This is a genomic window from Streptomyces sp. NPDC033131 (assembly GCF_055578365.1).
In genome coordinates this window covers 20,352-46,636 of sequence record NZ_JBVIPA010000005.1, presented here as the reverse complement: position 1 = coordinate 46,636, position 26,285 = coordinate 20,352, and the positions used below count along the sequence as shown (strand labels likewise).

Here is a 26,285-nt window from a genome sequence, read left to right as displayed (position 1 = left end):
GCTCATGCGGGAGGCCTCATTGCGTGCGACGGCCGACTCGCCGTAGAACACCGGCCATGAAGAGACGGATCATCATGTCCATGCTCGCGGGAGGAACCCTCCTGGCGAACACCCTCCTCGGGGCGACACCCGCGCCTGCCGCGGAATCCGGTACCGCCCCAGGCCAGTCAGCCGAAGTCCCCGCCGAGTTCGGCAGCGACTGGCACGACCCCGTCACGGCCGCCCCGCCCGTCACCAAGCCCGCCGGAAGGTCCTGCCAGGTCACCGTCGCCGAAGCGCGGTTCCGCGACTTCACCCCCTACAAGGGCACGTACACGCCGCCGAAGGGCTGCGGCGACAGCTGGAGCAAGGTCGTGCTGCGCATGGACGGCAACGTCAAGGGACGGCAGTTCGACCGGCTGGGTTATCTGCACCTGGGCGGGGTCGAGATCTTCCGTACGTCCACGCCCCAGCCCTCGCCCGACGGCATCGAGTGGTCCGTCGAGAAGGACGTCACGCGCTACAGCGACACCCTCCGCGGCAGCCAGGCCGTCGAGATGCTCATCGGGAACGTCGTCGACGACACGTACACCGGGATCATCGACGTCAAGGTCACGCTGACGTTCTACGCGGGCAAGCCGGCCGCCACGCCGGACCGGGTCCTGACCCTGGACGACCGGTCCAGCCTCACCACCCCGCGCAACAGCGAACGCATCCTCGCCGAGGTGTACGCCACCGGATCCGGCGGCGGCTGCGAGGAGTACTGGTACCTGACGGTTCCCGGGGAGGCGCCGTACTCCTGCCGGGCCGACGGTGGTCCCTACCGCGAGGTGCAGGTCAAGGTCGACGGGCAACTCGCGGGCATCGCCGCCCCGTTCCCGACCGTGTGGACCGGCGGCTGGTCCAATCCCTTCCTCTGGTACGTCGTTCCGGGACCGCGCGCCTTCGACATCAAGCCGATCGAATACGACCTGACGCCCTTCGCCGGTCTCCTCAACGACGGCCGCCGGCACCGCGTGGAGGTCTCCGTCGTCGGCGTGCCCGAGGGGCAGAGCGGCTGGAGTGTGCCCGTGAACGTTCTCGTCTGGCAGGACATGAAGAAGACGCACGTCACCGGGAAGCTCACCGTGCACCGGGCCGGTGACCTCGACGACTCCTCGACGTACACGCCCGGGGTGGAGCACCGGGTGGACACCGAGGGCGACCACCGGCTGACCGTCGCCGGATACGTCGACACCTCGCACGGTCGGGTGACGACCACCGTCAGCCGCTCCCTCGCGAACACCTCCACGCATCGCTGGACCGACGGCGAGGCCATGGACGCGCTGGACGCCGTGTGGACCGACGACGAGTCGGTCACCGTCGACGGACACGGACCGGCTCGCACGACGCAGACACGCCGCACGTACACGATGGACGGCACGACCACGCTGGGCGCGGCCGACCGGCTGCGCACCGTGCTGACCCTCGGTGACCGTGCGGCGGTCGACGAGTCGGTGGGTGGTCGGCGCACCGCGTGGTCGCGGCTCGACGACACCTACGCAGGCGACGCGACCTACACGGTGAACGTGCCGCGCGACCAGCGGCATGCGGTCGGCACGACGGGTGAGCGCTACCGGATGCGCGGTTCGAGCGGGTGCTACGACCGCTCGCTGAGCACCGTTCAGGGGGTGTTGACCGAGGATCACAGGGACTGCTGAAGGGAGTTGTGTGCGATGCGTCACACGAGACGTGATTTACGCGGTTGCAACACAGAGGTTTTGTGAGCGATCAACGGCGCCTCCAGAGTGATCGGCACGGAAACCGCTTTCCGTATCGCAGAAGTTCCCGTCCCCCGCTTCTGTGGATCACCGTCCCCCCTCAAGGAGTGCCCGTGCCGCCGTCCGTCCCGTCTCTGCCGCGACGCGTCGCACGCATATTGCGTACCTCTCTCTTCGCGCAGGTCGCCTGCGCGCTCGTGCTCGGAATCGTCGTCGGGAAGCTGTGGCCCGACGTGGCCACGGATCTCCAGCCGCTCGGCGACGGTTTCACGCGGCTCATCAAGACGATCATCTCGCCGCTGGTGTTCTGTGTGGTCGTGGTCGGCATCGCCAAGGCCGGTGACCTCAAGGCGTTCGGCCGGATCGGGCTCAAGGCGCTGATCTGGTTCGAGGTCGCCAGCACCCTCGCCCTGATCATCGGCCTCGTCGCCGCCAACCTCGTCCAGCCCGGCTCGGGGATGAACGTCGACCCGTCCACGCTCAACACCTCCGCGGTGGACGCGAAGACGGGCGGCGGCTCGCTGCCCTCGACGACCGAGTTCGTCGTCGACGCCATTCCCACCAGCTTCGTCGGCGCCTTCGCCGAGAACTCCCTGCTTCAGGTACTCATCCTGGCCTGCCTGGTGGGCGCCGCGCTGCTCCACCTCGGGCACACCAGGGTGCCGCAGGTCCTGCCCGCCATCGAGCAGGCCCAGGAGATCATCTTCGCGGTCGTCGGCTTCATCATGCGGCTCGCCCCGATCGCGGTGTTCGGTGCGATGGCCGTCCTGATCGGCCAGTACGGGCTCGGTGTGATCGAGACGTACGCCAAGCTGATCATCCTGTGCTACGTGGCCGCCGCGCTCTTCATCCTGCTGCTCGCCGTCGCCCTCAAGGTCGTCACCGGGCTCAGCCTCTGGAAGTTCGTCCGCTACATCCGCGAGGAGATGCTTCTCGCGCTCGGCACCGCCTCCACCGAGTCCGTCATGCCGCGCGTGATGCAGAAACTGCGCAAGGCCGGTGCCCGCGACGACGCCGTCGGCCTGGTGCTGCCGACGGGCTACTCCTTCAACCTCGACGGAGCCTCGCTCTACCTGTCCATCGGCACACTGTTCATCGCCCAGGCCGTCGGTGTGGACCTGAGCCTCGGTCAGCAGATCACCGTGATTCTCGTGCTGATGCTGACCAGCAAGGGCATGGCAGGCATCCCGGGTTCGGCCTTCCTCGCCCTGTCCGCGACGGCCTCCTCGCTGGGGGCCATCCCGGCCGGTGCCGTCGCCCTGCTGCTCGGTGTGGACCGCATCATGGACTCGATGCGCGTCGTGACGAACCTGCTCGGCAACTGCGTCGCCGTCTTCGCCGTCTCCCGCTGGGAAGGCGCCCTGGACGCCGACAAGGCGAAGAAGGTCCTGGACGGCGAGATCGTGCCGTCGGCGGACGACGACGAGAGCGCGCCTACGGCCGCCACCGGGAAGGCCGCGATCGAGAAGGCCGCCACCGGGAAGGCCGCGATCGAGACCGGGAACGCAGCCGCCAAGGAGTCTGCCCGCAAGGACGCGGCCCCCGAGGAGGCGCTCTCCGGCGTACCCGCGCAGTCGTCCAAGGAATCGGCCCCCGAAACCGGTTGAGGGAACCTCGCCCGTAGGCCGCGGCCGCCGCTCCAGCACTACGGAGCGGCGGCCGCGGCCATGTGGGGTTCAGCAGTTCCGCCCCCGCACCGGCGCCCCGTCCACCAGCGTGACCAGCAATCCGCCGAGCACCTCGCGTTGTTCGTCGCTCAGCGGTGCCAGGATCTCCTCCGCGGCGGCCCGGCGCGCACCCCGTAGCTCCTGCAGCGCCTTGTGCCCGTCGTCGGTGAGCTCGATGCGGATCACCCGGCGGTTGGTCGGGTCCGGAACCCGTCGTACCTTGCCGCTCGCCTCCAGACCGTCGACGAGGGTCGTCACCGCCCGGGGCACCACCTCCAGCCGGTCGGCGAGGTCGGCCATGCGGGGCGGCGAGTCGCAGTGCGCGAGAGTGCGCAACAGGCGGGACTGGGCCGGCGTGACGCCGAGATCGCGCCGCTCCAGGTGCCGCTTCTGGATCCGGTGCACACGACGGGTGAGCCGCAGCAACTGCTCGGCGAGCACGCCGTCGGGATCGGGGGTGGTCATACGGGAACAATATCAGGACTATGTACATTGTGAGCATAGGTAACAATGAGCTAAACTCCGTCAGTCTCGACCCCCTCACCCTCCGTAGGAGCCATGCGCGAAGACATCACCCGGACCCCCTCTTCCAGCACCCCGGCCGACGAACCCCGCCAGGTGCGCCGCATCCTCAAGCTGTTCAAGCCCTACCGCGCCCGGCTCGGCGTCGTCGGCCTGCTGGTCGGCGCCGCGTCCCTGGTCACCGTGGCGACCCCGTTCCTGCTGAAGGAGACGCTGGACGTCGCCATCCCCGAGGGCCGCACCGGACTGCTGAGCCTGCTGGCGCTCGGCATGATCCTGAGCGCCGTCCTCACCAGCGTCTTCGGCGTGCTGCAGACCCTCATCTCCACGACGGTCGGCCAGCGTGTCATGCACGACCTGCGCACCGCGGTCTACGGCCGCCTGCAGCGCATGTCCCTCGCCTTCTTCACGCGCACCCGCACCGGCGAGGTCCAGTCCCGCATCGCCAACGACATCGGCGGCATGCAGGCCACGGTCACCTCGACCGCCACCTCCCTCGTCTCCAACCTGACCAGCGTGGTCGCCACGATCATCGCGATGGTCGTCCTCGACTGGCGCCTGACGGTCGTGTCCCTGCTGCTGCTGCCGGTCTTCGTGTGGATCAGCCGCCGGGTCGGCAACGAGCGCAAGAGGATCACCACCCAACGCCAGAAGCAGATGGCCGCGATGGCCGCGAGCGTCACCGAGTCGCTGTCGGTCAGCGGCATCCTGCTCGGCCGCACGATGGGCCGCTCCGACTCGCTGACGAAATCCTTCTCCGAGGAGTCCGAGCAACTGGTCGACCTCGAAGTGCGGTCGAGCATGGCCGGCCGCTGGCGCATGGCCGTCATCTCGATCGTCATGGCCGCCATGCCCGCCGTCATCTACTGGACCGCGGGCCTCGCCCTCCAGTCGGGCGGCCCCGAGATCTCCATCGGCACCATCGTCGCCTTCGTCTCGCTGCAGCAGGGCCTGTTCCGCCCGGCGGTCAGCCTGTTGTCGACCGGCGTACAGATCCAGGCCTCGCTCGCGCTCTTCCAGCGCATCTTCGAGTATCTCGACCTGCCGATCGACATCACCGAGCCCGATCACCCGGTCCGCCTGGACCATGTCAAGGGCGAGGTGCGCTTCGAGAACGTCGAGTTCCGCTACGACAGCAAGGTGAGCCCCGTCCTCGACGGCATCGACGTCACCGTCCCCGCCGGCGGCAGCCTCGCGGTCGTCGGACCGACCGGCGCCGGAAAGTCCACCCTCGGCTATCTCGTGCCGCGGCTGTACGACGTGACGGGCGGCCGCCTCACCCTCGACGGGGTCGACGTCCGCGACCTCGACTTCGACACCCTCGCGCGCGCGGTCGGCGTCGTGTCCCAGGAGACCTACCTCTTCCACGCCACGGTCGCCGACAACCTGCGCTTCGCCAAGCCGGACGCCACCGACGAGGAGATCGAGCAGGCGGCGAAGGCGGCCCAGATCCACGACCACATCGCCTCCCTGCCCGACGGCTACGAGACGGTCGTCGGCGAGCGCGGTCACCGCTTCTCCGGCGGCGAGAAGCAGCGCCTGGCGATCGCCCGCACGATCCTGCGCGACCCGCCCGTGCTGATCCTCGACGAGGCGACCAGCGCCCTGGACACCGGTACCGAACACGCCGTCCAGGAGGCCATCGACGCACTCTCCGCCAACCGCACCACCCTCACCATCGCGCACCGCCTGTCCACCATTCGGGGTGCCGACCAGATCGTGGTCCTGGAGGCCGGGCGCATCGCCGAACAGGGCACGCACGAGGAGCTGTTGGAGCTGGACGGGCGGTATGCGGCGCTGGTCCGCCAGGACGCCCGACTGGAGCCGACAAGATGACGATATGCCGTGTTTGTGTGCTTTAGCGGGTTACCGTGCCCGCATGCACATGAACACTCCGCCACGGAGCACGATTCGACTGACGCGCCGGGGCCGGGTCGCCCTCATCGCGACCGGGGCCGTCGTGGCCGGCACCGCCGTGGCGGTGCCGCTGCTGAGCCTGGACGGTGACGCGGAGCCGAAGCCCAGGACGCTGGTGATCCCGGAGGGCTGGCGGGCCGGCCAGGTGTACGACGCGGTCGACAAGGCCCTCGCCCTGCCTGCCGGCAGTGCCAAGAAATCCCTGGCCAAGGCCCAGCTGAAGCTGCCGGCCGACGCGGACGGCAACCCGGAGGGCTACCTCTTCCCGGCGACGTATCCGCTCCGGGAGAAGGCGACGCCCGAGGCGCTTTTGACGTTCATGGTCGACACCGCGAACCGCAGGTTCAACGGCGCCCCGATCGCGGCGGGCGCGCAGCGCAACGCGATGAACGTCTACCAGGCGGTCACCATCGCGAGCATCGTCCAGGCCGAGGCGGCCACCAAGGCGGACATGGGCAAGGTGGCCCGGGTCGTCTTCAACCGCCTGGAGCGCGGCATGCCGCTGCAGATGGACTCCACCCTCAACTACGCGCTGAACCGCTTCACGCTGAAGACCACCGCCGCCGACACGCGGATCGAGAGCCCCTACAACTCGTACCAGCGCATGGGCCTGCCTCCGACCCCCATCGACAACCCGGGCGTGGACGCGGTGCGCGCCGCGATCAACCCGACGCCGGGCGACTGGCTGTACTTCGTCACGGTCAAGCCCGGCGACACGCGCTTCACCGCCGACTACGCCGAGCACCAGCGCAACGTGGCGGAGTTCAACGCCCACCGGAAGGCGAGCCCGCGGTCCACGCGGTGACCGCGGGGGACGCTCACGCGGCGACCGGCTCCTGAGCGAGCAGCCGCCTGATGTCGCGTACGGCCGCACGGCCCGCCCGGTTGGCGCCGATGGTGCTCGCCGACGGGCCGTAGCCGACCAGGTGGATCCGCGGATCGGTGACGGCCCGCGTGCCGTCGACCCGGATGCCGCCGCCGGGCTCGCGCAGCTTCATCGGCGCCAGATGGTCGATGGCGGCCCGGAAACCGGTCGCCCACAGGATGACGTCGACGCGCGCGTGACGTCCGTCGTTCCACTCCACGCCGTCGGGTGTGATCCGGTCGAACATCGGCAGCCGGTCCAGGACGCCGTCCTCGATCCCCTGCCGGACCGCGTCGTTGAGCGGCAGCCCGGTCACCGAGACCACGCTGCCCGGCGCCAGCCCCTGCCGCACCCGCTCCTCGACGAGTGCGACGGCCGCGCGGCCCGCGTCCTCTCCGAAGGGGCCCTCGCGGAAGACGGGCGGCCGCCGGGTGACCCAGGTGGTGGCGGCCGCGTACGGAGCGATCTCCAGCAGATGCTGGGTGCCGGACGCCCCTCCGCCCACCACCAGGACCCGCTGCCCGGCGAACTCCTCGGGCCCGGCGTACTGCGCGGTGTGCAACTGCCTTCCACGGAAGGTCTCCTGGCCCGCATAGCGCGGCCAGAACGGCCGGTCCCAGGTCCCGGTCGCGTTGATCAGCGCCCGCGTCGCCCAGCTCCCGGCAGACGTCTCGACGAGCAGCCGCCCGCCGGCGCCCTCGCGCACGGCACGCACGTCCACAGGCCGCCGCACGCGCAGGTCGAAGGTGCGCTCGTACGTGGCGAAGTACTCGGCGACGACCTCGGAGGACGGCCGTGCCGGGTCGCCGTCCGTGAGTTCCAGGCCGGGCAGGGAGTGCATCCCGTGCACCTTGCCGTACGTCAGTGAGGGCCACCGGAACTGCCAGGCGCCGCCGGGCCCGGGGGAGTGGTCGAGCACCACGAAGTCGCGGTCCGGCTCGAAGCCGGTGCGACGCAGGTGAAAGGCGCCGGCCAGTCCTGCCTGACCGGCGCCTATGACGACCACATCGACCTCGCGCATGTTGTTCACGGTTCTACTAACAGTGAGGTGGTCGTGGATCTTCCCGGGGGCCCGGTAGTCCGCCCGCCCTGTCAGGAGCCGCCGGAGGCGCGGGCCGGCGTGGTCGACGGCGGCAGGTCACCGTTGAACCGCGTGTCCACGAAGGCGCCGAAGTCCACCTTGTGCGGGATCAGCCTCAGCTCGGTGAACGCGTCGGCGATCTCCTGCTCGGAGGCGACGAGCGGCTTGTCTACGGCGACGGAGATCCGCGTCGCGTTGGTGCGCCGCACCGAGGCCAGTGCCACCTCGTAGGGCAGCCCGGTGTCCTTCGCCCAGACCTTCGCCCACTCCTCCTGATGGTCGTGGACCCAGGCGGTCGCCCTCCGCAGCCGCTCCAGATAGTCCTTGATCGCCGCGGTCTTCTTCTTGTCCTTCAGTGCGCCGGGCGCCGCCACCTGGAAGGTCAGCCCGTTCGTCACGCCCTCGCCGGTCGTCAGGACGCGGCCCTGCCCGGCCTGGAGGACCTGTGAGGTGTACGGGTCCCAGACCGCCCACGCGTCGACGCTGCCGGACGTGAACGCGGCCAGCGCGTCGGCCGGCTGGAGGTACTTGACCTTGATGTCGGCGACGCTCAGCCCGGCCGCCTCGAGGGAGGCGACCAGCTGGTAGTGCGCGGACGAGCCCTGCGCCACGGCGACCGACCTGCCCCTGAGGTCCTCGGGCCTGGTCAGTTTCGAGCCGTTCGGCACCAGGATGGCATCGCCTTGGGAAGTGCCGTGCCAGGCGGACACGACCGTGATCTTCGAACCGGCGCCGGCCGCGAAGACGGGCGGGGTGTTGCCGACGCCGCCGATGTCGACGGCCTTCGCGTTGACGGCCTCCAACAGCGGCGGACCGGAGGTGAAGGTGGACCATTTGATCTTGTAGTCGAGGTTCTTCAGCTCGCCGGCGGCGCGCAGGATGGCCTCCGAACCGCCCTTCTGGTCACCGACGTCCAGCGTCAGGGAGCCCTGGCCGTCGGTGTCGCCACCCGTGGAGGCAGCCGAGTTCCCGCCGCACGCGGTGAGCAGCAGGGCGAAGGGGAGGAGCAGTGCGGCGGGGGTGAGGCGTCGTCGCATGGTGGTTCCGTTCTGGCTGGCTGAGGGTGGTGGAGAGGAGGTCAGGCGGCTTCGGCGGCGGTGTCGACGCCCAGACGTTCCAGGAGTCCGGCGCGCAGTGCGGCGAAGCGCGGGTCGGTGATGTCGCGCGGGCGGTCGAGGCCGATCTCCTGCTCGTGCGCGATGACTCCGTCGTCCATGACCAGGACACGGTCGGCGAGCAGGACCGCCTCCTCGACGTCGTGCGTGACGAGCAGCACGGCACATCCGCGGCGCTGCCACAACTCGCCCACCAGACGCTGGGCCTTGATGCGGGTGAGCGCGTCGAGCGCGCCGAACGGCTCGTCGAGCAGCAGCAGATCGGGCTCGCGGACCAACGCACGGGCCAGCGAGGCGCGTTGGGCCTCGCCGCCGGAGAGGGTCTTGGGCCAGGCGTCGGAGCGGTGACTCAGGCCGACCTCGGTGAGGGCCTGCTCGGCGACGCCGCGTTCGGGCTTGCCGGGCAGTCCGAGCAGCACGTTGCGCCACACCTTCTTCCACGGCATCAGACGCGGCGCCTGGAAGGCGACGGCCTTGCGGCGCGGCACCAGGACGGTGCCCTCGATGTCCCGGTCGAGGCCGGCGAGGATGCGCAGCAGGGTGGACTTGCCGCAGCCGCTGCGGCCGATCAGAGCGACGAACTCACCCTCCTTGAGGTCCAGTTGGAGCTCGTCGATGACCGGGCGGCCGTCGAAGGAGCGGGTGAGCCCTTCGACGCGTACCGCCGATCGTGTGTCTACCGGCCGGTGAACGTCGGTCGCCATTGCAGCAGCAGCCTTTCGAGGGTACGGACGACGAAGTCGGCCAGCAGGCCGAGGAAGGCGTAGACGATCAGGCAGACGACGATCACGTCGGTCCGCAGGAAGTCCCGCGCCTGAACCATGAGAAAGCCGATCCCGGAGTCCGCGTTGATCTGCTCCGCGAAGACGAGGGCGAGCCAGGCGATGCCGAGGGAGTAGCGCAGGCCGGTCATGGCCCCGGGCAGCGCTCCCGGCAGGACGACGTGCCGCACGAGCCCCCACCGCGACAGGCCGAGGGACTCCCCGGCCTCGATCAGCTGGGCGTCGACGCCGCGGATGCCGGCGTACACGTTGAGATAGAGCGGGAACGTCACACCGAGCGTGATGATGGCGACCTTCGGAGCCTCGCCGATGCCGAACCAGATGATGAACAGGGGGATCAGACCCACGAAGGGCACGGTCCGCAGCATCTGGACGGGCGCGTCCACCAGGTCCTCGCCGATCCGGAACAGGCCCGAGACGAGGGCGAGTCCGGTGCCGACCACGGTGCCCAGCAGCAGTCCGACCGCGACGCGCTGCAACGAGGTGCCCATGGCGGAGCCCAGTGAACCGTCGCCGAGCAGGTCCCCGGCGACCTGGGCGATCCGACCCGGCGAGGCGAGCACGTCGGCGGTCAACACACCGGTGCTGCTGAGGAGTTGCCACAGAGCCAGCAGCAGGAGCGGACCGGTGGTGCGGCGCAGCCAGCGGGGGACACGGGTGCGGCGGGAGGAGCTGGGGAGGATGGGTTCGAGGTCCGGTTCCGGCACGGTCGCACCTGGACGCGATATAGGGGAAATATCGCGTTTTGGCGAGCCGGGCGGGGCATGGCTGATGCTCATGAGTGCTCCACGGGAGGTGAGCGTCCAGGGGAGAGGGGCGCGCGTCTCAGCCCCGCGACGTCACCGGCGGGTCAGAGCGCGCGGGCGCGCTGAAGCGCGGGCGAAGGGAGGCCGAGAACGCGGGCGAAGGGAGGCCGAGAAACGGCGAGAAGGCGGAAAGAGGCGTCAGCAGCCGCGGCGACACGCGGCGGAAGCCACCCGCAGCAGGTCGATGTGACCGCGCGTGGTGAGAAGGGCTGAACGCGACATGCGGCCGAACGTAGCCAGATGGCGTGGCCATGGTCAATGGCCGTCTCGCGAAGTGGACCACGGCTGTCAGGGGAGTGGACGCCCGTACCAGCGAAGTGGACCGCCCGATCGGAGGGCGGGTGAGTGGTCGCGTGTGAAACGCGGCTCCTGGGTCAGGATGGGAGACATGTCAGACGCTTTCACCACCCGAGTCCTGAACGTGGCCACCGGCTCCACGGAGCGGATCGCCGACCTCACCCGTGACTGTGAGGCCTTCCTCAGGGAGGTGGCCGCCGGTCGCGACGGTCTGCTGAACGTCTTCGTGCCGCACGCCACCGCCGGAATCGCGATCATCGAAACGGGTGCCGGCAGCGACGACGACCTCCTCGCCGCCCTGCACACCCTGCTGCCCGCGGACGACCGCTGGCAGCATCGCCACGGCAGCCCCGGCCACGGCCGCGACCACGTCCTGCCCGCGGTCGTTCCGCCGCACGCGACGCTGCCCGTGCTGAACGGCCGTCTGGAGCTCGGGACATGGCAGTCGGTGTGCCTGGTCGACACCAACCGCGACAACCCGGACCGTCAGGTGCGGTTGAGTTTCCTGGGGTGATCGACATCGTGCCGGGGCGGCCGGGTCACATCCGCCCAGCAAGATCGGACACCTCGTGGGTGCCCGCAGCGCAAAACCGCCGGGTCCGCGGTGATGAGAATCACATCACCGCCGCCACCCGAAGCCGACTGCCAGGCAAGTCGATCATTCCGCCAGGGCGTCGGAGGCGTCCTCCTCCACATCCGGCGCCGCCTGGAAGGGATCCCTCATCGGGGGCGGCGATACCGCCGTGGTGTGGAGGTGGGTCGGCTCCGGGTCGGAGAACAGCGGGATCGTAGCGATGAGACGTCTCACTTTCATTGCGGGCATGCCAAGTAGAGCGGTGCCGCCGGTGTGCGCAGAGGCCGTTTAGAGATTAGTCAACTTGTTGTACGGGCTCATGATCCGCGCTTCGAGCGAACCGAAGTCGACGACGACCGCGATTCCCTCCTCGACGGCGGTCACGCGGCCGAGGCCGTACACGTCGTGTGTGACTCGGCTTCCTACGGCGAACTGCTTGGAAGGGGGTGAGGCCGGGGCCAGGAAGGGGCTGGTCGGCAGATGACGCTTGGGCACGGGTGACTTTGTCATTGTCACCAGTATGCGCCTGCCGGATCGCCACAACCGGCTCGCTGCTGCCACTTGCCATGATCGATCAGCAAAATTCTCCGCGTTGAAGATCAGATGGCGTGCCGCGCGGCCTTCTTCGGCCGTGCGCAGGGCCGCTCGACGGCTTGTCGGGTGGATGGATCGGGTCGTTTCCGGTGATTGGGTGGATAGCAGGAGATATGTCACGTGGCGTTCGTCGGAGCCGTCGGAGCCGTCGGAGCCGTCGGAGCCGGCAGACGAAGACCCGCTCGGCGACCGACTCGGCGGACGGGGCGAGGCGGCGGACCAGACTGCTGTCGGGTGGGCGCCGCAGCTGGTTGGTCTCCGGACCGCCGTCGGCGGGGCTCAGGCGGTCGGCGACGCCGCCCGCCAGGCGGTGGGCGGCGTCACGGGAGGCGGTGTCGCCGGTGGTGGTACGAGATGCCGCGCAGGCCGCTGCGGAGAAGCCGACGGGTGCCGGGTGCGGACGGAGCTCGGCGGGAGGGCGGCCATCCCTCCTCCGTCACCGGCCGGGCGCGACATCCGCTACAGCCGTCTGTGCGAATGTCCTGCGAGGCGCCGCGCCGGTTCGGTGAGCCTCAGTCTTTTCCGGTGAGCAGCCGCCGCGGATTGGCGATGCGGAAGGCGTACGCCGCGGCTCCGCCGAGACCGAAGCCGGGATGTTGCGGCGGCTCCGCGTAGGGCCGGTCCGAACCCTGGACCACCGCGTCCACACCGAGGGCGCGGACGATCGCGTCGACGGCGCGCGGACCGTACGACGACGTCTCCACGAACACACCAGGGTCCACGTCCTCCTGGCTGCCGCCGCGGGCGGCGAAGCGTTCGGCGTGCAGCGGGGCGAGCCCGGCCAGCAACGCGAAGCACACCCGCAGGCGCGGATGGCGCGGCCGGCCGAAGGCGCGGAAGGCGAACCAGGCGGCGTGCATCTGCTGGACGTAGGGCACCATCGCGGGCCACCAGCCGGGCCCCGCGGACTCGCCGGACGCCGGCCCGGGGTGGACGAACAGCGGGAGGTCCCGCTCCTCGAGCAGTTCGAGCAGCGGGGCGCACCGCGCGTATCCGGTCGCGTCGGCAAGGGCGTTCGCGGGGAGCTGGAGTCCGGCGAACCCCCGGTCGAGGTCCCTGGCCGTCGCGCTCGGGTCGATGTCCCGTACGCAGGCGGCGGCCCAGCCGCCGAACGGCTCAGGGAGCGCGGCCGTGCCCTCGTGGTAGGCGTCGAGCAGGGGCCGTGCCTCGGCCGAGGGCAGCCACTCCACGCCGATCGGGGCGGACAGCGAGACGAGCACCTTGCCGAGACCGTCGGTGGCGGCGAGATCCGTACGACGGGCGATGTCGTGGTCGGCGGGAGGGATCTCGTAAGGCGGCTCACCGTCCAGAAAGAGCGTCCAGCCGTCCAGGAACGGCGGTTCGCGGCGGGATCGCAGGGCCGTCACCAGCGACGGGATCCACAGATGCTGGTGTACGTCGACGTTGGTCATGACGCTCCTCCCACCAGGGCGCGAAGTGCGCCCGGACGTCGTCGTACCCCAGGATGTCGTGGCTCACCGCCTCCACGTCCACCCCGCAGGACCGGTCGTCCTCCGGGCGGGGCGCGATCACCCCGACAGTCATCACTCTGCTGCATCTCACGTCCCTCCACACCCATCCGTGACCCTCTGGTCCAGGATTGGCCCGGTGGCCGCGCTGACACCCGAGGATTCCCCACGCCCTGGCCCCTTCGCGTGCTCGCCCGTCTCGCGCGGGTGGGCATGGGGGGCGGGTCCAGGTGCAGGACGGAGCGGCGGGCGCCTAGCCGATGTCCACGACGCGTGCCCAGGCGGGCGGCGAGTCCGGCACGTAGTCGGGATCGTCCTCGTTCCCCGAGCCGCCCGTGTGCTGCCGGGGGAACAGACCCACCACCGTCCGGCAAGGTGGCCGGGTGTCCGGCCAGGGCGTCTGGCCGTCGGTCAGGACCACGACGACGTCGGGCCGGGGCCGCGTTCGCAGCGCCCTGGCGAAGCCGGTGCGCAGATCCGTGCCCCCGCCGCCCATCAGCGGTATGCCCTCACCACGGCACAGCGGGTGCACGACCCGGGCCGCCGCATCGCACGGCAGCACGGTGACCAGGTCGCGACGGCCGCCCACGGCACGGGAGATCGCGGCGACCTCGAGGACCGCGCTGCCCAGTTCGGCGTCACTGACCGACCCGGACGTGTCGATGATCACGCAGACCCGGGGCGGCCTGCGCCGCAGACTCGGCAGGACGACGCCGGGCACGCCGACCGAGCGCCGAGACGGCCGGCCGTAGGTGTAGTCCTCGCCCGCACCCGGGCCGGAGGCCGCGGAGCGGACCGCCGCTCCCAGCAGCTCCCGCCACGGCTGCGGCGGATGGAACGCCTCCTCCGCCCACCGCTGCCACCCCTTGGAGGCGCTTCCGGGCCTGCCGGTGATGCCCTGCGCCACCCGGAACCGGACCGCGTCCCGTTCCTGCTCGCTCAGGCCGTGCGCGCCGTCCGGCCCCAGGTCCCACTCCCGTTCCCGTCCGTCGGCGCCACTGCCGCAGTCCAGCCAGGAAAGGTCCTGGGTGAGCGGCCCGAGCCGGAACTGGCGCAGGTAGTCCTCCATGAGCTGTCCCGCGGGCAGGTGCAGGGACGCTGGCACGACAGCGCCTTCGGGACGGACCAGCCCGTCCCCGAAGACGTCGTCGTTGATCTCGCAGTCTGCGGCGATGTTCATCCGCAGTCGTTCCCCCGGGCCGGTCAGCCCGCGCTGCCGCGCGACCCGGTCGCTGCGCCCGTGATGGTCGCGCAGCAGGTGCGACACCTCGTGCACCCACACGCCGGCCAGTTCCTCCACCGGGGTCCGGTCCACGAACGCGGGCGAGACGTAGCACCGCCAGTGCCGGTCGACGGCCATGGTCGGCACCCGCCGCGACGCGACGGTGTGCAGGGCGAACAGGGCCGTCGCCAGGTAGGGCCGGACGCGGGCGGCGTGCAGCCGGGCGGCGAAGAGCTTGTCGAGGTCCAGGGCCGCCGGTGCCTCGGTACTCATCGTCCGGACCCTGTGGCGACCGAGCCCTTGGCCGCCGCTCGATCCGCAGCGCGATCCGCCGCACGGTCCGCCCGCCGGGACAGGGACACCACTCCGGCGAGCCGCTCGATCGACGCCGGAACGTCCCAGTCCTCCTGACGCAGCGAGGCGAGGGTGGTCGCGGGGACGACCACCAGGTCCGGGGCTCCGGTCTCCACCGCCCGGACCAGGAGCGCCCAGGCCGCGTCCCAGCGGGCCCTGTCCGGGCGCCGGCGCACCGCGGCCACCACACCGTCCAGTACGGCCTGGCGAAGATCGCCCCGCTCGGGCAGTACCGCACCCGCCGGATCGGCGAGCACCTCCTCGGGGTCGGGGAGATCCATCCGGTCCAGGCTCGCCAGCAGCTCAAGCCCCGGACCGTCCCCTACGGTGCCCCTGACCAGCAGGGAGAGCACTTCCCGGGAGGAGCCGGCGGCGGTCGCGAAGGCGGTCAGGCACAGGGTCATCTCCCAGCTCCGGGGCGACGGCCAGGCGCCGCCCCGGCGCGTCTCACTGCTGGGCAGCTGGTGCACGAGCTTGGGGCGGGCGGTGAGCAGCCCGCACACCGCCCGCCGGGCGAAGTCCACGGCTTGCGGCAGCTTCGCCGGGTCGAGCCGCGGCAGGGTCGCCCGGGGCCAGGTCCCGCCGAGGCCGCGGACGACGACCTCGTGGTCGTGGGTCCACTGAAGGTGAACGAAACGGTTGGCGAGCGGCGGGCTCAGCTCCCAGCCGTCGGCCGCCGAGGACCGCGGATTGGCGGCGGCCACGATCCGGACGCCGGGCGGCAGCCGCAGGGCGCCGATGCGCCGCTCGAGGACGAGCCGGAGCAGCGCGGCCTGCACGGCCGGCGGTGCGGTGGAGAGCTCGTCGAGGAACAGCAGCCCCCGGCCGGCCCGCACCAGTCGCACCGCCCAGTCCGGCGGGGCCATCGGCACACCCTGTTCCGCGGGGTCGTCCCCGACGACGGGCAGCCCCGAGAAGTCGGACGGCTCGTGCACGCTGGCGATCACCGTGGTCAGCGGAAGGTCCAGGGCCTCGGCGAGCTGGGTCAGCGCCGCGGTCTTGCCGATGCCCGGCTCGCCCCACAGCAGGACGGGCAGGTCGGCGGCCACGGCCAGGGTCAGGGCCTCCAGTTGGACGTCGGGCCGCGGTTCGGTGGTGGTGTCGCGCAGCAGGCTCAACAGGTCGCCCGCGACGTCGAGTTGGGAGTTGTGAACAGGGGCGGAGGGGGCAGCGGACAGGGTGCATGTGGGCATGTGTGGTCACCTTTTGGCCAGTGGGTGGGGGAGATCCCCCAGGGAGTTGAGTGGTGGTGAGGGGACCTGTGGTCCCCGAGGTCAGCGGCCGGTCGTGTGGCGTGGATGCGAGCGGTGGTGACGAGGACGGGTAGGCCCCGGGCGGACGCGGTCCGGTCCGGGTCCGACCAGGCCGGCCCTGAAGAGCCCGTAGGTGATCCGCCGCTCCGCGGCGGCCTCGAGTTCGTCCCGCAGGGCCCCGTCGCGCAGCGCCGCGTCGGGGCCCAGCAGACCCTCGACGACGGCCAGCGCACCGGCGAGGTCGCCGTGGTCCAGGCGTTCGCGCACGCCGGTGAGGCAGTCCGGACGTCGGTGTGCCTCGTCGATCGCCCGCAGACAGGGAAGCGGCGAGCCGGTCAGCGCGACCAGCAGCTCTTCCCGGCGGATCTCGTCGGGGTCGTGGTCCAGCGGGGCCAGCACCCCGTCGACCAGGCCGATCCGGTGCCGGGCGCCCCGGCACTCCACGAGACGCGGGTGCCCCGCCCGGTCCGAGGCCCGGGACGGCCCGCGCGGCGACCAGTCCGGTACGAGTGCCGAGGCGACCAGCGGATGCAGCCGCTCGGCCTCGATCGCACCGTTGCGGATCAGCTCCAGGTCGGGCGGCACCCAGGTCGCCGCGTCGGGCAGCAGCGGCAGCGCGGAGGTGTCCCCGCCGCTCGGCGCCGCGATCCGGACGGTCGGCGGCCCGACGTCGTCCGTCACTTCCAGGACCAGCCGATGCCGCCTCCCGAGCCGCACGACGACGGCAGCGGAGGACCGCCCCTCGGCGTGCAGCAGGATCCCCGCCTCGGCCGCCCACCGGTGCACGGCCCAGCGACGCCCGTGCGGCGCCGTCGGGGGCAGATCCGGGACGGGCAGAGGTGGGTCCCTGTCGGCAGGCCCGTCGGCCCCGGACCGGGTCCGCAGCTCATCGGTTCTGCGTACGTCCCACAGATGGCGGTGCAGGTCCAGGCGGAAGCGCCGACTGGGCCAGGGGTGCGGATGGCGGTCGGCGCCGCCCTGCGCGGGGGAGCCGTCCCACAGCGCGAGGCTGATCCGCTGACCGGCGTCCGCCCAGGCGGGCGGCGTACGGATCACGAGATGCACCGGGCCGGCACGCCCGGCGGCCTCGTACCGGGCCAGCGAGACGGTCAGCCCCGGACGCAGCAGCCCGTCGGGAGCGATCCTCGGCAGGTGCCAGCGCAGCAGGTCCGGGGCCAGATGGCGGAGATCGGCGCGGATCCGGGACGCGAGCTCCCGGCCATGGGTACGCGCCACGGAACGCAACTGGAGATCGACATCGACGCCAGCGGCGGCACACGCCCCCGCCCAGTCGCCGACGTGCCGGCGGGCGGTCGCGGTCTCGATCATGGAGGGCGGCACGGCGAACGCTCGCACGCGCGGCCAGAAGGAAAGGCGGGAATCCTCGTTCGCGGTCCTGGTGAGCATCAGCACTCACCTTGCGCGGACGGGACCCCCGATCTGTCAGCAGAATGAGTCGTCATCGCCGCGGAGCATAGCGTCGTCCACATCGATCTGTCACCGGTGATTCAACTTCCCTGGTCGGTGGACAAGTTCGTCCGCGGGCACGCTTGTTAGCCTTGGTTGTGATCGATTTCCCCAGTCCCGGTCCCAGCCCGAGCCCTTACCCGCTCGGCGCCGCGACCACCCTGGCCGAACTCGCCGAGGACCCGCATCCGCGCCTGGCGTCGCTGCGTGCGCACGAGCCCGTGTCCTGGCTGCCCGAGCTGGACGGCTGGCTGGTGACCCGGCGCGATCTCGCGATGGACGTGATGCGGGACGCCGCGACCTTCACGGTCGACGACCCCCGGTTCTCCACCGCACAGGTCGTCGGGCCGAGCATGCTGTCCCTGGACGGTGCCGAGCACGCCCGTCACCGTGACGCCTTCGCCGCTCCGTTCCGCCCCCGAGAGACGCACGACGGCTTCGCCTCGTACATCGAGCAGGAGACCGACCGGCTCATCACCGCACTGGAACCGGCCGGCGCCGCCGAACTGCGAACCGCGTTCGCCGGCCCGCTCGCGGTCGCCGTCGTGACCGAGGCACTCGGGCTGGTCGGCACCACCGCCGCCACCGTGCTGTCCTGGTACGACTCCATCGTGCGGTCGGTCTCCGACATCACCGCCGGACTCGACGCCGGACCCGCCGGCGCGGTGGCGTACGCGCAACTGAAGGCCGCCGTGGAAGCCACCGTCTCGGACCGGGACACTGTCTCCCTCCTCGGCTCCGCGGCCGGTCGGCTCGGGTTGCCCGAGGTGGCGTCCAACGCCGCCGTCCTGATGTTCGGGGGCATCGAGACCACCGAGGCGATGATCACCAACGCGCTGCTGCACCTGCTGCGCCATCCCGGCCAACTCGCCCTCGTCCGGGCCGATGTGGGCCTGCTGGACGGCGCGATCGAGGAATCGCTGCGCCTCGAACCGGGCGCTGCCGTCGTGGACCGCTACGCCACCCGCGACACTGTCCTCGGCCCGGCCACGATCCGCCGCGGTGACCTGGTCACCGTCTCCCTCACGGGCGCGGGCCGGGACCCGGCCGTCTTCCCCGACCCCGACCGGTTCGACGTCCGCCGCGCGAACGCCCGCCTCCACCTGGCCTTCGCGCACGGCCCCCACCACTGCCTCGCCGCACCCCTCGCCCGCCTGGAGACCCGCATCGCCCTGCGGAGCCTGCTCGAACGCCTGCCCGCGCTGCGCCTCGACCCGGACCGCCCGACCGCGCCGTACGGCCTGGTCTTCCGCAAGCCCCCCGCCCTGCACGTGCTGTGGGACAGCGCTGCCTGACAGGAGCATCCCGTGACGTACGACATCACCGCCATCCGCTCCCGGTTCCCCGCCCTGACGGCCGGCACCGCCCACTTCGACGGCCCCGGCGGCACCCAGACGCCCCGGCCGGTCATCGACGCCGTCGCCGACGCGTTGGCGCACCCCTTGTCGAACCGGGGGCACACGGTGCCGGGGGAGCGCAACGCCGAGAGCATCGTCGTCGAGGCCCGCCGGGCCATGGCCGACCTGCTGGGGGCGCAGCCGTCGGGGATCGTCTTCGGCCGCAGCGCCACCCAGCTCGCCTACGACTTCTCCCGCACCCTCGCCAAGACGTGGTCCCCCGGAGACGAAGTGGTCGTCACCCGCCTCGACCACGACGCCAACATCCGTCCCTGGGTCCAGGCCGCCGACCGGGCCGGTGCCACCGTGCGCTGGGCCGACTTCGACCCCGCCACCGGGGAGTTGACCGTCGACGACATCCGCGCCGTGCTGTCCGAACGCACCCGGCTGGTCGCCGTCACCGCCGCGTCCAACCTGATCGGCACCCGGCCCGCGATCGCTGAGATCTCCCGACTGGCGCACGCCGCAGGGGCGTTCACCTACGTCGACGGCGTCCATCACACCGCCCACGCGTCGGTCGACGTGGAGCGGCTCGGCGCGGACTTCTTCGTCTGCTCCCCGTACAAGTTCCTCGGCCCCCACCACGGAGTCCTCGCCGCCCGACCGGAACTGCTGGAGACGCTGCGGCCGGACAAGCTCCTGCCCTCCACCGACGCCGTCCCGGAGCGCTTCGAACTGGGCACCCTGCCCTACGAGTTCCTCGCGGGCACCACCGCGGCGGTCGACTTCCTCGCCGGCCTGGACACGGGTGCCGCCGGCACCCGGCGGCAGCTCCTGATCGCGGCGTACTCGGCGCTCGAAGCGCACGAGGACAGCCTGCGTACGCAACTGGACAAGGGCCTGTCCTCGCTCGAAGGCGTCACGATCCACTCCAGGGCGGCCGACCGCACCCCCACCCTGTTGCTGACGTTCGAGAAGCACGGCACGGTGGACGCGTACCGCTTCCTCGCGGAGCGCGGCGTCCACGCCCCGTCGGGATCCTTCTACGCCGTGGAGGCCTCACGCCGACTGGGCCTCGGCGACACCGGCGGCCTCCGCATCGGCCTCGCGCCCTATACCTGCACGGAGGACGTCGACCGGCTCCTGACGGGGTTGTCCGAGTTCCTGACATCCCGCTGAGCCATTGAAACGGGAGCCGTTGAAAGGAGAGCAGGTCATGAGCACATTCCCCACCGCCCGGGCCGTCCGGACCACGCCGGAAGGCCTTCTGTGGGAGCCCAGCGCACGCTGGGTCCGCGGCCGCAAGGGCGAGGTGACGGTCGTCGACAGCCGGCACCCCGTCCTCGTCTGGGAACCCGGCGTCCCCGTCCCGCTGTACGCCTTCCCCCGCGCAGACGTCCGCGAGGACCTGCTGCGCCCCGCGAAGAACCCCCCGACGGGAACGCACACCGGCTCGCGGATCTTCTACGACCTCCAAGCCGACGGCGAGACCGTGGAGAACGCCGCCTGGACCTTCCCCGCCGCCGACCTCGCCGACCACATCGCCTTCGAGTGGTTCCGGCGCGTCGGCCGGGGCCTCGACCACTGGTACGAGGAAGAGGAGGAGATCTTCATCCACCCCCGCGACCCGCACAAACGGGTGGACGCGATCCCCAGCAGCCGCCATGTCGTGGTCGAGATCGACGGCACCGTCGCCGCGGACACCCGCCGCCCGGTCCTGCTCTTCGAGACCGGTCTGCCCACGCGGTACTACATCCCGCGCGAGGACGTCCGCCTCGACCTGCTCGAGCCCACCGACCACAGCACCGGCTGCCCCTACAAGGGCACCGCCCGGTACTGGTCGTGGCGGGCCGGCGCCGACGTTCCGCCGAACATCGTCTGGAGCTACCCGGACCCCCTGCCCGCGGTGGGCGCCGTCAGGGGACTCCTCGCCTTCTTCAACGAGGCGGTCGGCATCACCGTCGACGGCGAACCCCAGGAGCGCCCCGTCACGCCGTTCACCCCGATGCTCTCGGCCCCCTCACCGGAGTGAGCGGCGCACACCGTCCCGAAACCGACACCCCCACGTGACCCGCCTCTCATGGCAAGGCGGCGGTATTGCCGCGACCATGGTGTCCCTCACCGGCAGTTCGAAGGGATCCGGAATGCTCCGCAAGGTACTGGTCGCCAACCGAGGCGAGATCGCGATTCGAGCCTTCCGCGCCGGCTATGAACTGGGCGCGCGGACCGTCGCCGTCTTCCCGCACGAGGATCGCAACTCGCTGCACCGGATGAAGGCGGACGAGGCCTACGAGATCGGCGAGCCGGGGCACCCGGTGCGGGCCTACCTCTCCGTGGAGGAGATCATCCGGGCGGCCCGGCTGGCCGGTGCCGACGCCGTCTACCCGGGCTACGGGTTCCTGTCCGAGAACCCGGAGCTGGCGCGGGCCTGCGAGGACGCGGGCATCACCTTCGTCGGGCCGAGCGCGCAGATCCTGGAGCTGACGGGCAACAAGGCCCGTGCGGTGGCCGCCGCCCGCGCGGCCGGCGTACCGGTGCTGGGCTCCTCGGCGCCCTCCGCCGACGTGGACGAGCTGGTACGGGCCGCCGAGGACATCGGCTTCCCTCTGTTCGTGAAGGCGGTCGCGGGCGGCGGAGGACGCGGCATGCGCCGCGTCCAGGAACCCGCCAAGCTGCGCGAGTCCATCGAGGCGGCGGCGCGCGAGGCGGCCTCCGCGTTCGGCGACGCCACCGTCTTCCTGGAGAAGGCCGTCGTCGAACCCCGTCACATCGAGGTGCAGATCCTCGCCGACGGGCAGGGCAACGTCATCCACCTCTTCGAGCGCGACTGTTCCGTGCAGCGCCGCCACCAGAAGGTCATCGAGCTGGCGCCCGCGCCCAACCTCGACCCGGCGCTGCGCGAGCGGATCTGCGCCGACGCCGTGAACTTCGCCCGCGAGATCGGCTACCGCAACGCGGGCACCGTGGAGTTCCTGCTCGACCGCGACGGCAACCACGTCTTCATCGAGATGAACCCCCGCATCCAGGTCGAGCACACGGTGACCGAGGAGGTCACCGACGTCGACCTCGTCCAGGCGCAGCTGCGCATCGCCGCCGGCGAGACCCTCGCCGACCTCGGCCTCTCCCAGGAGACCGTCACCCTGCACGGCGCCGCCCTCCAGTGCCGCATCACCACCGAGGACCCGGCCAACGGCTTCCGCCCGGACACCGGCCGGATCAGCGCCTACCGCTCGCCCGGCGGCTCGGGCATCCGCCTGGACGGCGGCACCACCCACGCCGGTACGGAGATCAGCGCGCACTTCGACTCCATGCTGGTCAAGCTCACCTGCCGAGGCCGGGACTTCACGACCGCGGTCCGGCGGGCCCGCCGTGCCGTGGCCGAGTTCCGCATCCGAGGGGTCGCCACGAACATCCCGTTCCTGCAGGCGGTCCTCGACGACGCGGACTTCCAGGCGGGCCACGTCACCACGTCGTTCATCGAGCAGCGGCCGCACCTGCTCACCGCACGCCACTCCGCCGACCGCGGCACCAAGCTGCTCACCTACCTCGCCGACGTGACGGTGAACAAGCCGCACGGCGAGCGGCCCGACCTGATCGACCCCACCACCAAGCTGCCGCGGCTCGCCGACACCGAGCCGCCCGCCGGCTCCAAGCAGCAGCTCACCGAGCTCGGCCCCGAGGGGTTCGCCCGCCGGCTGCGCGAGTCGGCGACCATCGGCGTCACCGACACCACCTTCCGCGACGCCCACCAGTCACTGCTCGCGACCCGGGTCCGCACGAAGGACCTGCTCGCCGTCGCCCCGGTCGTGGCCCGCACCCTGCCCGAGCTGCTGTCCCTGGAGTGCTGGGGCGGCGCCACCTACGACGTCGCGCTGCGCTTCCTCGCCGAGGACCCCTGGGAGCGGCTGGCCGCCCTGCGTGAGGCCGTGCCGAACATCTGCCTGCAGATGCTGCTGCGCGGCCGCAACACCGTGGGCTACACGCCGTACCCGACCGAGGTGACCGACGCCTTCGTACAGGAGGCCGCGGCGACCGGCATCGACATCTTCCGCATCTTCGACGCGCTCAACGACGTGAGCCAGATGAGGCCCGCGATCGACGCCGTACGGGCGACCGGGACCGCCGTCGCCGAGGTCGCCCTGTGCTACACCAGCGACCTGTCCGACCCGAACGAGCGGCTGTACACCCTCGACTACTACCTCCGCCTGGCCGAACAGATCGTGGCCGCGGGCGCCCACGTCATCGCCGTCAAGGACATGGCCGGCCTGCTGCGCGCCCCGGCCGCCGCGAAGCTGGTCTCGGCCCTGCGCCGCGAGTTCGACCTGCCGGTCCACCTGCACACCCACGACACGGCGGGCGGCCAGCTCGCCACCTACCTCGCCGCGATCCAGGCCGGCGCGGACGCGGTGGACGGGGCGGTCGCGTCCATGGCCGGCACCACCTCGCAGCCGTCGCTGTCGGCGATCGTCGCGGCGACCGACTACTCCGAACGGCCGACCGGCCTCGACCTGAGGGCCGTCGGCGACCTGGAGCCGTACTGGGAGAGCGTCCGCAAGATCTACGCCCCGTTCGAGGCGGGCCTGGCCTCGCCGACCGGACGCGTCTACGACCACGAGATCCCCGGCGGGCAGCTGTCCAACCTGCGCACCCAGGCCGTCGCGCTGGGCCTCGGCGACCGGTTCGAGGACATCGAGGCGATGTACGCGGCCGCCGACCGCATCCTCGGTCACCTGGTGAAGGTCACCCCGTCGTCCAAGGTGGTCGGCGACCTCGCCCTGCACCTGGTCGGCGCCGGGGTGACGCCCGCCGAGTTCGAGGAGACGCCGGACCGGTTCGACATCCCCGACTCCGTCATCGGCTTCCTGCGCGGCGAGCTCGGCACCCCGCCCGGCGGCTGGCCGGAACCGTTCCGCACCCGGGCGCTCCAGGGCCGTGCCGAGGCCAAGCCGGTGCAGGAGCTGTCCGCGGAGGACCGTACGGGGCTGGAGAAGGACCGGCGCGCCACACTCAACCGGCTGCTGTTCCCCGGGCCGACCCGCGAGTTCGAGGCGCATCGCCAGAGCTTCGGCGACACCAGCGTGCTGGACAGCAAGGACTTCTTCTACGGCATCAGGCCCGGCAAGGAGTACGCCGTCGACCTGGAGACCGGCGTGCGGCTCCTCATCGAGCTGGAAGCCGTCGGCGAGGCCGACGAACGCGGTATGCGCACCGTGATGTCCGCGCTCAACGGCCAGCTCCGGCCGATCCAGGTCCGCGACACCGCCGCTTCCTCCGACGTGCCCGTGACCGAGAAGGCCGACCGTTCCAACCAGGGCCACGTCCCCGCGCCGTTCGCCGGGGTGGTGACGCTCGCGGTCGCCGAGGGCGACGAGGTGGCGGCCGGTGCCACGGTGGCCACGATCGAGGCGATGAAGATGGAGGCCACGATCACCGCCACGAAGGCCGGACGGGTGTCCCGGCTGGCCATCAACAAGATCCAGCAGGTGGAGGGTGGCGATCTGCTGGTGGAGATCGCCTGACCACGGGCGCAGCCACCGTGGGCCCCGCGTGTGACCGCGGCCCTGTCCGCCCCGCTCGACCCGTCCGAGTCCGGACGGGTCGAGCGGGGCGGCTCGCGGACGGCCGACAACGGCGTGGCACCCGCACGCTCACCCGCACACCCGCTCACCCGCGGCGATGCGACACATGGCACAGCGACGGCCGCGAGTCCCTACCGCCCGCGAAGGACCGGGAGGAGGAACCCCTGTCATGACAGTGATCCTCGAGATCAACACCCTCGTCTGGCTGGGCGAGTTGAGCGAACGCCACGGGCGCCGCATCACCCTGGGCGAGGTGCCGGACCAGGTCTGGGACGAGATCGCACGGCCCGGCATCGACACCGTCTGGCTGATGGGCGTCTGGGAGCGCAGCCCGGCCGGCCTCGCCATCGCCCTGAGTGACGAGAGCCTGCTGGCGTCGTTCCGCGAGGTGCTGCCCGACGTCACCGACGCGGACATCGCCGGATCGCCGTACTGCGTACGGAACCACGTCGTCGACGCCTCCCTCGGCGGTCCGGAGGGCCTGGCCGCCGCCCGCGACCGACTGGCCGCCCGCGGCCTCCGACTGATCCTCGATTACGTGCCCAACCACGTGGCCCCCGACCATCCCTGGCTCACGGCCCACCCCGACCGCCTGATCCAGGGCACCGTGGACGACCTGGCCCGCGCGCCGGACGCCTTCGTCGAAGCCGGCGGCCGCAGCTACGCCCGGGGCCGTGACCCCTACTTCCCGCCCTGGCCGGACGTGGTCCAGGTGAACGCCTTCGCCGACGACCTGCGGTCGGCGGCCGTGGACACACTGGTGTCCATCGGCGACCAGGCGGACGGCGTGCGCTGCGACATGGCGATGCTGGTGATGAACGACGTCTTCGCCAGGACGTGGGGCGACCGGGCGGGGCCGGCTCCCGCCGAGGACTTCTGGCCGTACGTCATCCCGCGCGTGCGCGCCCACCACCCGGATCTCCTCTTCGTCGCCGAGGCGTACTGGGACCTCGAAGGGGCCCTCCAGCAGCAGGGCTTCGACCATTGCTACGACAAGCGGCTGTACGACCGGCTGTGCCACGAGAACGCCGGTTCGGTCCGCGCCCATCTAGGGGCGGGTGTCGCGTACCAGCACGGCCTCGTCCGCTTCCTCGAGAACCACGACGAGCCGAGGGCCGCCGCCACCCTGCCCGGCGTACGAGGTCAGGCGGCAGCCACCGCCGTCGCGACCCTCCCCGGTGCGACGCTCTGGCACGAGGGCCAGTTCGAGGGCCGCCGGGTACGCCCGCCGGTCTTCCTCTCCCGCCGGCCGCGGGAACCGGTCGACGAGCCCCTGCGCGAGTTCTACGGCCGCCTGCCGCGGGTGGCGGCCGCCGTACGCCGAGGCGATTGGCGGCCGTTGACCCCGGCGGCCCTGCCGCACAACGACACCCACCGTCACCTGCTGGCGTGGACCTGGGCGGACCAGGACACACGCCACGTGGTCGTCGTCAACCACTCCGACCGCCCCGCCCAGGCGCGGCTTCCCTTCCCGTGGGCCGACCTCAGAGGCGGCGAGCACCGCCTGACCGACCTCCTCACGGACCGGACGTACGACCGCGACGGCGACGAACTGACCGGCCCCGGCCTGTTCGTGGCCCTCGACCCGTGGGCCGGACACGTTCTGGCCGTGCCGGCTCGGGGGACCTCGTAACCGCCGGTCCCG

At 71.5% G+C, this 26,285-nt stretch carries 22 protein-coding genes; 10 read left to right on the top strand and 12 right to left on the bottom strand.

Annotated elements, in window-relative coordinates; genetic code table 11:
• The first annotated feature begins 56 nt into the window (after nucleotides 1–56).
• The gene (locus tag ACZ5XS_RS08940) at nucleotides 57–1,679 is read left to right on the top strand and encodes a peptide-N4-asparagine amidase (protein ID WP_468649226.1); all 1,623 of its coding nucleotides are present in this window, start codon (nucleotides 57–59) and stop codon (nucleotides 1,677–1,679) included.
• 173 nt (nucleotides 1,680–1,852) lie between these two features.
• Nucleotides 1,853–3,346 (top strand): cation:dicarboxylate symporter family transporter, encoded by a 1,494-nt coding sequence (locus ACZ5XS_RS08935; RefSeq protein ID WP_468649224.1) that lies wholly within the window; start codon nucleotides 1,853–1,855, stop codon nucleotides 3,344–3,346.
• A gap of 69 nt (nucleotides 3,347–3,415) precedes the next feature.
• Here the strand turns inward: ACZ5XS_RS08935 and ACZ5XS_RS08930 are convergent, their stop codons facing one another.
• The gene (locus ACZ5XS_RS08930) at nucleotides 3,416–3,871 is read right to left on the bottom strand and encodes a MarR family winged helix-turn-helix transcriptional regulator (protein WP_468649222.1); all 456 of its coding nucleotides are present in this window, start codon (nucleotides 3,869–3,871) and stop codon (nucleotides 3,416–3,418) included.
• Nucleotides 3,872–3,964: 93 nt separating this feature from the next.
• Between ACZ5XS_RS08930 and ACZ5XS_RS08925 the strand changes: the two genes are divergently transcribed.
• Nucleotides 3,965–5,764, top strand: coding sequence for an ABC transporter ATP-binding protein (locus ACZ5XS_RS08925; RefSeq protein ID WP_468649220.1), 1,800 nt, complete (start codon nucleotides 3,965–3,967; stop codon nucleotides 5,762–5,764).
• Between the two features lie 43 nt (nucleotides 5,765–5,807).
• The gene (mltG, locus tag ACZ5XS_RS08920) at nucleotides 5,808–6,650 is read left to right on the top strand and encodes an endolytic transglycosylase MltG (protein WP_468649218.1); all 843 of its coding nucleotides are present in this window, start codon (nucleotides 5,808–5,810) and stop codon (nucleotides 6,648–6,650) included.
• A 13-nt stretch (nucleotides 6,651–6,663) separates the two neighbouring features.
• Here mltG and ACZ5XS_RS08915 read toward each other — a convergent pair whose 3' ends face one another.
• From ACZ5XS_RS08915 to ACZ5XS_RS08895, 5 genes are all read right to left on the bottom strand, one after another.
• Nucleotides 6,664–7,740, bottom strand: coding sequence for an NAD(P)-binding domain-containing protein (locus ACZ5XS_RS08915; protein WP_468649216.1), 1,077 nt, complete (start codon nucleotides 7,738–7,740; stop codon nucleotides 6,664–6,666).
• A 62-nt stretch (nucleotides 7,741–7,802) separates the two neighbouring features.
• Entirely contained in the window at nucleotides 7,803–8,828 is a 1,026-nt protein-coding gene (locus ACZ5XS_RS08910; protein ID WP_468649214.1) for an ABC transporter substrate-binding protein, read from the bottom strand.
• A gap of 41 nt (nucleotides 8,829–8,869) precedes the next feature.
• On the bottom strand, nucleotides 8,870–9,610 hold the full coding sequence (locus ACZ5XS_RS08905; RefSeq protein WP_468649212.1) for an ABC transporter ATP-binding protein: 741 nt from the start codon (nucleotides 9,608–9,610) through the stop codon (nucleotides 8,870–8,872).
• Nucleotides 9,583–10,467 carry an ABC transporter permease gene (locus tag ACZ5XS_RS08900; protein WP_468649210.1) on the bottom strand — a complete coding sequence of 295 codons (885 nt, stop codon included), beginning with the start codon at nucleotides 10,465–10,467 and terminating at the stop codon, nucleotides 9,583–9,585. The genes ACZ5XS_RS08905 and ACZ5XS_RS08900 overlap by 28 nt, the downstream gene beginning before the upstream one ends.
• A 165-nt stretch (nucleotides 10,468–10,632) precedes the next feature.
• Nucleotides 10,633–10,716 carry a putative leader peptide gene (locus ACZ5XS_RS08895; RefSeq protein WP_350234457.1) on the bottom strand — a complete coding sequence of 28 codons (84 nt, stop codon included), beginning with the start codon at nucleotides 10,714–10,716 and terminating at the stop codon, nucleotides 10,633–10,635.
• A 166-nt stretch (nucleotides 10,717–10,882) separates the two neighbouring features.
• Here ACZ5XS_RS08895 and ACZ5XS_RS08890 point away from each other — a divergent pair, with 166 nt between their 5' ends.
• Nucleotides 10,883–11,305: a secondary thiamine-phosphate synthase enzyme YjbQ gene (locus ACZ5XS_RS08890; protein ID WP_468649208.1), complete on the top strand. Its 423-nt coding sequence runs from the start codon at nucleotides 10,883–10,885 to the stop codon at nucleotides 11,303–11,305.
• A gap of 144 nt (nucleotides 11,306–11,449) precedes the next feature.
• On the opposite strand, the gene ACZ5XS_RS08885 is transcribed toward ACZ5XS_RS08890, so the two are convergent.
• The 6 genes from ACZ5XS_RS08885 to ACZ5XS_RS08860 form a co-directional block, all read right to left on the bottom strand.
• Nucleotides 11,450–11,605: a hypothetical protein gene (locus ACZ5XS_RS08885; RefSeq protein WP_468649206.1), complete on the bottom strand. Its 156-nt coding sequence runs from the start codon at nucleotides 11,603–11,605 to the stop codon at nucleotides 11,450–11,452.
• A gap of 48 nt (nucleotides 11,606–11,653) precedes the next feature.
• Nucleotides 11,654–11,875, bottom strand: coding sequence for a hypothetical protein (locus ACZ5XS_RS08880; RefSeq protein WP_468649204.1), 222 nt, complete (start codon nucleotides 11,873–11,875; stop codon nucleotides 11,654–11,656).
• Nucleotides 11,876–12,471: 596 nt separating this feature from the next.
• On the bottom strand, nucleotides 12,472–13,371 hold the full coding sequence (locus ACZ5XS_RS08875) for an amidohydrolase family protein (RefSeq protein ID WP_468649202.1): 900 nt from the start codon (nucleotides 13,369–13,371) through the stop codon (nucleotides 12,472–12,474).
• 310 nt (nucleotides 13,372–13,681) lie between these two features.
• Nucleotides 13,682–14,923, bottom strand: a complete 1,242-nt coding sequence (locus tag ACZ5XS_RS08870; protein ID WP_468649200.1) for a vWA domain-containing protein — start codon at nucleotides 14,921–14,923, stop codon at nucleotides 13,682–13,684.
• On the bottom strand, nucleotides 14,920–16,197 hold the full coding sequence (locus tag ACZ5XS_RS08865) for an AAA family ATPase (RefSeq protein ID WP_468649198.1): 1,278 nt from the start codon (nucleotides 16,195–16,197) through the stop codon (nucleotides 14,920–14,922). The genes ACZ5XS_RS08870 and ACZ5XS_RS08865 overlap by 4 nt, the downstream gene beginning before the upstream one ends.
• Nucleotides 16,198–16,278: 81 nt before the next feature.
• Entirely contained in the window at nucleotides 16,279–17,664 is a 1,386-nt protein-coding gene (locus ACZ5XS_RS08860) for a hypothetical protein (protein WP_468649196.1), read from the bottom strand.
• 152 nt (nucleotides 17,665–17,816) lie between these two features.
• Here ACZ5XS_RS08860 and ACZ5XS_RS08855 point away from each other — a divergent pair, with 152 nt between their 5' ends.
• From ACZ5XS_RS08855 to ACZ5XS_RS08835, 5 genes are all read left to right on the top strand, one after another.
• A complete protein-coding gene (locus ACZ5XS_RS08855) occupies nucleotides 17,817–19,019 on the top strand; it encodes a cytochrome P450 (protein ID WP_468649194.1) in 1,203 nt (400 codons plus the stop codon).
• A gap of 12 nt (nucleotides 19,020–19,031) precedes the next feature.
• A complete protein-coding gene (locus ACZ5XS_RS08850; protein ID WP_468649192.1) occupies nucleotides 19,032–20,240 on the top strand; it encodes a cysteine desulfurase-like protein in 1,209 nt (402 codons plus the stop codon).
• Nucleotides 20,241–20,277: 37 nt separating this feature from the next.
• Nucleotides 20,278–21,093 carry a DUF427 domain-containing protein gene (locus tag ACZ5XS_RS08845; protein ID WP_468649190.1) on the top strand — a complete coding sequence of 272 codons (816 nt, stop codon included), beginning with the start codon at nucleotides 20,278–20,280 and terminating at the stop codon, nucleotides 21,091–21,093.
• 112 nt (nucleotides 21,094–21,205) lie between these two features.
• Nucleotides 21,206–24,580: a pyruvate carboxylase gene (locus tag ACZ5XS_RS08840; RefSeq protein WP_468649188.1), complete on the top strand. Its 3,375-nt coding sequence runs from the start codon at nucleotides 21,206–21,208 to the stop codon at nucleotides 24,578–24,580.
• 229 nt (nucleotides 24,581–24,809) lie between these two features.
• Complete coding sequence (locus tag ACZ5XS_RS08835) at nucleotides 24,810–26,273, top strand: alpha-amylase (protein WP_468649186.1); 1,464 nt, start codon at nucleotides 24,810–24,812, stop codon at nucleotides 26,271–26,273.
• Nucleotides 26,274–26,285: the final 12 nt, after the last annotated feature.